The organism is Anabaena sp. FACHB-83, from assembly GCF_014697485.1.
In the GTDB taxonomy this organism is placed as follows: Bacteria; Cyanobacteriota; Cyanobacteriia; order Cyanobacteriales; family Nostocaceae; genus Nostoc_B.
In genome coordinates this window covers 1-8,034 of sequence record NZ_JACJRY010000098.1, presented here as the reverse complement: position 1 = coordinate 8,034, position 8,034 = coordinate 1, and the positions used below count along the sequence as shown (strand labels likewise).

Annotated in this window: 5 protein-coding genes and 2 pseudogenes; 2 read left to right on the top strand and 5 right to left on the bottom strand. The window is 39.5% G+C overall.

Annotated features, from left to right (window positions below):
- Positions 1 to 107 precede the first annotated feature (107 nt).
- The 3 genes and pseudogenes from H6G79_RS35820 to H6G79_RS35810 all read right to left on the bottom strand — a co-directional run.
- Positions 108 to 1,151, bottom strand: a pseudogene (locus tag H6G79_RS35820) (alpha/beta hydrolase); the annotation flags it as partial.
- An 18-nt stretch (positions 1,152 to 1,169) separates the two neighbouring features.
- Positions 1,170 to 2,456: a sodium:proton antiporter gene (locus H6G79_RS35815; RefSeq protein ID WP_190595244.1), complete on the bottom strand. Its 1,287-nt coding sequence runs from the start codon at positions 2,454 to 2,456 to the stop codon at positions 1,170 to 1,172.
- A gap of 119 nt (positions 2,457 to 2,575) precedes the next feature.
- Positions 2,576 to 3,805, bottom strand: coding sequence for a zinc-dependent alcohol dehydrogenase (locus H6G79_RS35810; RefSeq protein WP_190595245.1), 1,230 nt, complete (start codon positions 3,803 to 3,805; stop codon positions 2,576 to 2,578).
- A 369-nt stretch (positions 3,806 to 4,174) separates the two neighbouring features.
- On the opposite strand from H6G79_RS35810, the pseudogene H6G79_RS35805 reads away from it, so the two are divergent.
- Positions 4,175 to 5,279 (top strand): annotated as a pseudogene (locus H6G79_RS35805) (IS4 family transposase).
- 160 nt (positions 5,280 to 5,439) lie between these two features.
- A complete protein-coding gene (locus H6G79_RS37860; RefSeq protein ID WP_396019832.1) occupies positions 5,440 to 5,877 on the top strand; it encodes a DUF6756 family protein in 438 nt (145 codons plus the stop codon).
- Positions 5,878 to 6,003: 126 nt separating this feature from the next.
- Here H6G79_RS37860 and H6G79_RS35800 read toward each other — a convergent pair whose 3' ends face one another.
- Both H6G79_RS35800 and H6G79_RS35795 read right to left on the bottom strand, forming a co-directional pair.
- Positions 6,004 to 6,831 carry a hypothetical protein gene (locus H6G79_RS35800; protein WP_190595247.1) on the bottom strand — a complete coding sequence of 276 codons (828 nt, stop codon included), beginning with the start codon at positions 6,829 to 6,831 and terminating at the stop codon, positions 6,004 to 6,006.
- Positions 6,832 to 7,056: 225 nt separating this feature from the next.
- Positions 7,057 to 7,869: a BRO family protein gene (locus tag H6G79_RS35795; RefSeq protein ID WP_190595246.1), complete on the bottom strand. Its 813-nt coding sequence runs from the start codon at positions 7,867 to 7,869 to the stop codon at positions 7,057 to 7,059.
- Between the last annotated feature and the right edge of the window lie 165 nt (positions 7,870 to 8,034).

Here is an 8,034-nt window from a genome sequence, read left to right as displayed (position 1 = left end):
TTTTTTGAAGATGTGCTGCAACTATTTTTTCTCGAAGATCGACAGAGTATGACTTCATTTAGAGGTATTTATATTTTAATTTATTGTACCTCATAACAGACGCAAGTGCTGTATCCACCAAATGATTGCCCAACTACACCAATTTGTTCTAAATTTAAACGTCCTCTAAATGTTGAATTAGACTTTGATAAACGAGTGAGTTCATCTAGCAAAAACTTAATATCTAAAGGTCTGTCGATTAGCTCTCTAGGATTGGTAACTCTATCTGCTATACCTGCTAATAATGCTTGTATTTGTTGTGAATTACTGCCAGGATGTTCTGGAACAGCAACTACAAAACCATAGGAAGCGAGATGTTCAGCTAAATAAGCAAAACTTGTTCTGTCGGAACCAAGTCCGTGCGAAATGATAATTATTGGACGAGGAGTTTGAGCAGTTGGGAGATAAATATCAGCAGGAAATCTCCTCTTACGCGAAAGGTCATTAAGTGTGATAGTTTGCTTTACAAAACCAAAACTTCCCTTTTGTCCTAAGTTTATTAATGAAATAGTATTAAGTGTAGAAACTGTAGTTACCTCTTGTTGGGATTGTTTGTTAATTAGTGCTACTGCATTTTGAGTTTGATTGACTAAATTCTGTAATGACTCTACAATTGCCAAACTCTGGTTCAAGTTAATTGAAATTTCACTTGCCGGAAACTTGCTTAATACATTTAAAAGTGTAAAATCTTTTTGATCTGCGGCTGATAAAATCAGTGCTGCACGAATTGCATAAAACCCTGACAAGTTAGATTCTGTTTGAATAACTTTCCCTAACTTTTCTAATAATCGTTCGCCAATGGGTGTATAAAGAAACTGCGAAACTTCTACTTGATTTAGGGGAATGCGAGTTAGTAAGACTTTACGCAGTTGAGCTAGTTGCTTTTTGTCTACATAGTTTCTATATGCAGCTAAATTCTCGTCCACTTTGCCTGTTCTAGCATAGGTTTCGAGTGAACTAATTGGGATAGACCTTTCTAAAATACCGTAATTGAATCTTATCCTCTCTGCACCTAAAGCGGGATAAACAGTTAATGTAGGCAGCAACCCTATACTAAAAATTCTCAAAGCCAATTTCAGCCAAACAGTTTGTTTATTTATAGTTTTAGTCATCAACTAATCTAAATACGATTAAACTAACTTTGAATCAATTCTACTTATTTTTACAATTTCTTGTGTATTAATATCATTAGCTGCTTGCAAACACTCTTGTTCAGTTTGACTGGTTAAACGTAAATTGAGTAAACTAGCAACCCACCCAGCCGTCAATCCCTGGAGCAAAACTGTCATCATTATTGTTAAAAATACCAAGGCTTTAATTGAATCACCGCCATTAATACCCTGTTTTGTAAGTGAAACTGCAAATAATGAAGCTAAAGAAGCAGCTACAATTCCACGGGGAGCAACCCAAGATAAAAATAACTGTTGTTGCCAGTTTAAATCTTGATTCCAGGTAGATATTAAAATGTTAATAGGACGTATTATCAGCATCAGCACTAGAACTGCTAGAACACTACCCCAACCCAAAGCGAAAATACTTGCAATTGATAAGTCTGCTGCTAATAGAATGAACAAAATCGAATTTGCTAAAATGCTCAACTGTTCATTAAACTCACGCAGTAAAAACTCCGAAGGCAGGTTAGTAGCTCTTAAAACTATCCCCATAACTACAGCAACCACTAGACCAGACTCACCACGTAACGCCTGTGCCAAACTAAATAAACCCCAGACACTAGCTAAAACAACTAGATTTTTTAACTCTTGGGACAAGAATTGATCCTGTTTGAGAAGTTGGGATAGCAACCAGCCTCCGCCTACACCAATAATTATGCCTAGACCCAAACGTAAAACTAAACCCTTAATTAAAATGAGAGGTTCCACATTTCCACTTAACACAAAATGAAGCACGATTACAGCCAAAATTGCACCAATTGGATCGATAAAAACCCCCTCTCCTTCTAAAAGTGTTGAGACTTCTTTTTCTACACCAATTTGCTTGAGGAGCGGATTAATAACTGTTGGGCCTGTCACAACTACTAAAGAAGCATAAAGAAAAGCAATTGACCAAGGAAATTCACTTAGCCAGTGTGCAGCTATTGCAGCACCCGTTAAGGTAATTATTACTCCTAAAGTAACAAGATTGCGAAGGCTAGTAGAAACTTCTTTTAACTCTCCTAACTGTAGGTTTAAACCACCCTCGAATAAAATCACTGCTACTAACAGCGAAACCAGAACTTCTAAACCAACACCCAATAATGATGGATCTAAAAAATCAAAACCATCTCGCCCCATAAGAATCCCAAACAGAAGTAACAAGACGATACTGGGAATGTGAAAATAACCAGCTAAAACTTGAGCAGCAATACCAGCCACAACCGTTACACTTATCAAAATAGTAATAGGCAAGGATTCTTCCATAAAAAATTTAAGTCGTGCTGTACAACCTCCTATAATTAAAATCAAAAACTATCAGCAAGTAGGGTAACTTGCTGATGTCAAACAAGTTTTTAGTTCACAATACAACCTTGACAAAAACTCTAACCATTAGCTAAAGCTGCTTCAGGGACTAATTCTACCTTCACCCAACCTGGTTGTCGTCGGTCAAATGCCTTATATGCATCAATAACTGACATTAGTGGTTCGACTTGGGTTAAAACTTTTGTTGGGTCTACAGTGCCATTACGAACCAAATCCACCAACATAGGAATATATTTGCGGTGATTACAATTGCCCATGTTGATTGTGAGATTTTTGTTCATTGCCATGCCGATGGGAAAGAAATTGTGAGTTGGTGGATAAACTCCAATAATGGACAGTGTACCGGCTTTGGCTAATGCTTGAACTGCCCACTCTAATACAAGAGACGGAGCATTACCCGGATGCCAATTTCCGTTTTGCGGATTGGTTTTAGGGGCAATTTGTTGTAACTGCTGTTGGAATTGTTGTGCTTCTTGTCGTGCTTTTTCAGCTGCTGGGCCACTGTCAGGAGCATTTGCATCTACGCCAACTGCATCAATGGCTCTATCCACACCAACTCCTCCAGTTAGTTCACGGATTGCTTCAATTGGATCTTCGGCATTGTAATCAATGATTTCTGCACCCAAATCACGCGCCATTTCTAAACGTGAGGAAATTGTATCTACTGCAATGATGCGTCCTGCACCGAACAATCTGGCGCTAACGATCGCAAACTGTCCAACGGGGCCACAACCAAAAATGGCAACTGTATCTCCTGGTGTGATCTCTGCAATATCGGCTCCAAAGTATGCCGTAGGGAAGATGTCAGACAACAGAATTGCTTGGTCGTCTGTAACCTCTTTTGGTAATTTTACTAACCCTGCATTGGCATAAGGAATTCGAGCATATTCAGCCTGCAATCCATCGAAGGGGCCAGATGCCTCTGGGCCTCCAAAAAAAGCTGTCCCGGCAGTATGCCCGTGAGGATTGGCGTTATCACATTGAGCATGATAACCTGTGCGGCAGTAAGAACAGTAGCCGCAGGCAATTGTTGAGGGGACGACAACGCGATCGCCTACTTTCAAATTCCGCACATTGGAGCCAATCTCTTCAACAATACCAACGCCTTCATGTCCTAGAATTGTACCAGGTTTCATTCCCGTGAATGTTCCCCGAATCATGTGTAAATCTGTGCCACAAATTGCACTAGAAGTCAATTTAATAATAGCATCGGTTGGTTCTTTAATTTTTGGTTCTGGTACGTTATCTAATCGAATATCTCCAATTCCGTGAAAAATAACCGCTTTCATGGTGAGTACTCCTAATTCATGAGGTTTATATTTCAGACAAAAATGAGTAGCTTGTGTTTTGTGGTAGCTCAAAACACAAGAAAATATTTATGCAGTGGAGCAAGAAATCTCGTATCCAAATTACTTTTTTGATGGATAGATTCAGCAGACAATTGAGCTTATATTAGGCTACATGACATACGCACTTAGAAATTATGGTATCGATATTGCTATAGTTTCTTATCGTCCTCTAGAAAGAGATAAATTCTGAATAGCAATGTCAAGCAAAGCTTACGGGGGGACAAAATGGTCTAAAATGCTTATCTGACAAAGAGTGTAGCAGTTTGTGATAAAAGAAAAAGAGCATTCATTCGCAATAAGTTTTATTTAATGATAAAATTACCAAAATTCTACGAAACAAACCTCAAGCGAGAATAGGTACTGCTGAATATTTATTACTAAAAATTCTGATTAATTTATTACAATCAATCAAAACGGTAAGCCTTGAAGCATTGGCTACTGGCTTACCCATACCAATATTATTTGAAAGTAGAAGAAAAAAAATCAACGTTTTTTATCTTTAAACTATATAAATGTTGAAGAAAGTTGGTTCCCAATTATTAAAAGCTGGCTAGAAATATATTTTCCTTTAAATCAAGTTGTTTATTTAGTAATAGACAGGGCTAATTGGGGATGTGTCAATTTATTAATGATCAGCGTAGTTTGGGATAAAAGGTCTATCCCAATATATTTTGAATTATTAAATAAATTAGGCTCAAGCAATTTTGATGAACAAAAAACTGTTTTTAATCAAGCACTGCCGCTTTTTAAAAATTATAAAATCGTTGTGTTAGGAGACCGCAAATTTTGTTCACTTAAATTGGCTAACTGGCTGACAGAGCAGAAAGTATATTTCTGTTTACGTATAAAGAAAGACGCTTTTATCAAAATAGAATCAGAAATTTGCCTCCAATTAAAAGATTCAGGTTTATCCCCTGGAGTTTCGTTCTTTTACCAAGGTGTTAAATATACTCTCATCTCCAGGCTTTATTAGCTTTAATCTTGCTGGTAAATGGAAACGAAAACGCTTTGGAGTTGCGCCGGAGGGGGCTGGTTTATTCTCACTAATTTTGATACTTTAGAGTCTACTATTAAAGCTTATAAAAAACGGTTTGATATTGAGGAGATGTTTAGAGATTTTAAGAGTGGTGGTTATAACTTAGAAAATACTAATGTATCAGGTCAACGCTTAATTTCTCTAATATTATTAATCTCACTTGCTTATACATCTGCAACTATATCTGGTCAAAAAATTAAATATAAAGGTGTCCAAAAATATGTCGGTCGAATTAAAGAATATGGGCGAACTATTCGTCGTCATAGTAGTTTTTACATCGGGTTATATGGAGCTAACTGGGTCAATTTTATCAATGAAACAAGCGAGTTAGTATCGGAATTATTAATATTAAGTCCTAATAAGCGTACTTTCCCCTAACAAGATCAAAGAGCTATGAGGCTTAATCTGACTGCATTTCAGCCCTTTTTATAGCCCCTTAAGTGAGAAGAGATATCATTCTTGATACTGTTCCTGCAAGTAGGGGAAAATTGGACAAATACAAAATTAGAGGTCTAATTATGGGAATCTTGCTGATGAGATTGAAAATGCAGCTTTTGAATTAGGTATTGTAATCTCAAAATTACAAATCGAGGAAGTAATTGAAATACGCAGAAAACTGGCTCAAAAGTTTTCTAAAGAACCAGAATCTTTTTGGAGATTAAGTTATCAAAACCTTAAGGAAACTCAATCAATAAATGACTCTAAAGCCTGGAGTTATGTACAGGACTACGTTGGAGAAAAGGAGGTTATTTTATTTGTTAACCCCGATGAAGAACAAGAGATGTGGAGCATTCCATCTGGAAAAGCTTTAACTTCTATCCTAAGTGAAACAATAGGGTTTCCATTTTACGTTACATCACAAGACACAGATTATATGCTCTGTTTTGACGATCATGATTGTTTAATAGCTACTGAGAAGCCGTGGAATGGGTATGTCAACTGCGCGATGATGTCATTTCATCATAATCTAATTTAAACAGAATAATCTTTAAGAGCGATCGCTTTCGTCTTGCCGCACTGCATTACTCTCGTTCCCACTCCATCAACTGCCCATCCACAACCACATTACCCCACTGCGGACACTTCCTGACCAGCCCCGTAATTACAATTTGCACTTGCGGGGTAATCGTTCCAGCATTCCATGTACCGGAAACCGCCGCATCATGTCCGCCAACGCCACCGCCTCACCCTCCGGCGTATACACAACCTCACCCGACATCGCAATCACAATCCGCTGTTTCCTCGCCCACTCGAACCAAGCAACTACACCAGACTTGACCTGTTGTGCTTCCGGCTTTCTCCCCTCCTTACACGCGGCAACAAACACAGCCTCCGGTGACTTGATCCCCTTCCAAGTTCGTATCGCTTCTTTGAGGTAAGCGATCGCTCCGGGTACGTTTTCCCAGCACCGCCGAACTGTGCGCTGAATCTCTGCGTTTAGCCGAAACTGCGGTGTACAAGGTATTTCTCGTAGCTGTTGCAGCACTTCCTGAACCTCTTGGTTACTGGGCTGTATTGATTTTTCTTGTCGCTTAAGAGCGTCATCATCACCACCCAAGTCTTCGTCATCAAAATTTGACACGGCAGGGGCGGCGGAAGAACGATCCTCATGAGTATCTGTCTCGGTAGTCGAGTCAACCTGTTCTATCTCTTCAACAAAGTAAGTAATTTCGGGTAACTCTGGTTCTGGGCTTTGACAAACCCCTTCTTGGTTCTCCAAAATCTCGTTTTCCACTTCCTCACTTTTTTCAAGCTCAACAGCAGAGTGTTGTTGTGGCTGTTCAAGTAGCTTATTCAGTACATCGAAGTTTAATTTATACTGCCACGTCCTATCTTGTCCATTGCCGGGGTTCTTCTGCTTGGAGATAATGCCCATCTCGTCAAGCAGAGCGATCGCACTCCTGATGACATGAAGACTATGCTCACCCATTAGATCAGCGTAAATTTTCTTGAGTGGCTGATAAATCCAAGATGTGCGGTGATTCTTCAGCTTCCACTTTGTCCAGTGCCGAAAATACTCAATCAGCTTGGCCGCGCAGAAGTTACCTGTGATATCAAGATACTCCCGGCGCAGAATCACCAGGATAGAAAACCTTTCAGTAAAGGCAATGCTGCTCATATTCCACCTTCCATATATTTGTAAAAACTGGCAGGGCTAAAACGGCATATTTTTTTGGTCTTCTTCTGGAGCTTGCGACCAAAACTCTCGAAGTTGTTGGCGTTTCGCTGCCTGGAATTGCTGTTTCTCTTCGGGCAATACTTCACCAACCAATCGCGCTACCTCATCCCTCTGCTTCTGCTTCATTTGTTCAGTGTCCACAGCAGGTAAGTCCAGTGGTTCATTTTTGGTAGATGGTCGAAAATTGCGGCGACGGAATAAAAACCTGAAGTGGCGTTTATCTTGGGGGGCTAGACTTTGCCATACTTCGGCATCCCAACCAGGGGGTACAAAGTCAGATGATGGGGGCAGCAGCGTTTGAACTTGGGCTTGCAGTTGTGCGATCGCCTTGCCTTGCTCCTCAATCACTTTGTTCTGCTGTTCAATTTTCTCTAACAGTTGCGACAACAACTCTTGAGATTGCAGGGCTAACTCAGCCTCACGAGTTTTAAAAGCAAAATAATTCTGTGCAGCAGCTATCTCCGGTTTTCGCGGATCACCGTTCATTGCCACCAAATAACAACCGTGTCGAGAAAGCTTATAATTGTCCAGCACTTCTCGAAATGCCTGAGATGCTCCAATTTGCGCCATTTGGACGACATCGACCAGATGGTGAGATGGGTCTATCCCTGAATTTTTGGCACTGATTTTTGCTCTTTCAACGGTGTCCTTAATTCGTTTCCAAGTTTGATAACCCAGCAAGGTTAACAATTCGGTTGCTAACCAATATTCGTAACCCTGCTCATCAATTTTTTTGATTTGGTCAAAAGGACTATCAGGGGTAGTAGATGTTGATGTAATTGCATCCATATTGATATCGACTCCAATTTTTGACGCATGAGAATATCAGCAGCACTTGAGTCATGCTGCTTTTTGAATTCAAAATGCAAAATTCAGAATGCAAAATTAATTTTGAATTTTGAATTTTAAATTTTTAATTGATTGGTTGTTTCTTGCCAGAACCGCAACTCATCT

Excerpts from the sequence above, each read along its gene's own strand:
- H6G79_RS35815 (WP_190595244.1), bottom strand. The coding sequence starts at position 2,456 with ATGGAAGAATCCTTGCCTATTACTATTTTGATAAGTGTAACGGTTGTG.
- H6G79_RS35810 (WP_190595245.1), bottom strand. The coding sequence starts at position 3,805 with ATGAAAGCGGTTATTTTTCACGGAATTGGAGATATTCGATTAGATAAC.
- H6G79_RS35800 (WP_190595247.1), bottom strand. The coding sequence starts at position 6,831 with ATGGGTGAGCATAGTCTTCATGTCATCAGGAGTGCGATCGCTCTGCTT.
- H6G79_RS35795 (WP_190595246.1), bottom strand. The coding sequence starts at position 7,869 with ATGGATGCAATTACATCAACATCTACTACCCCTGATAGTCCTTTTGAC.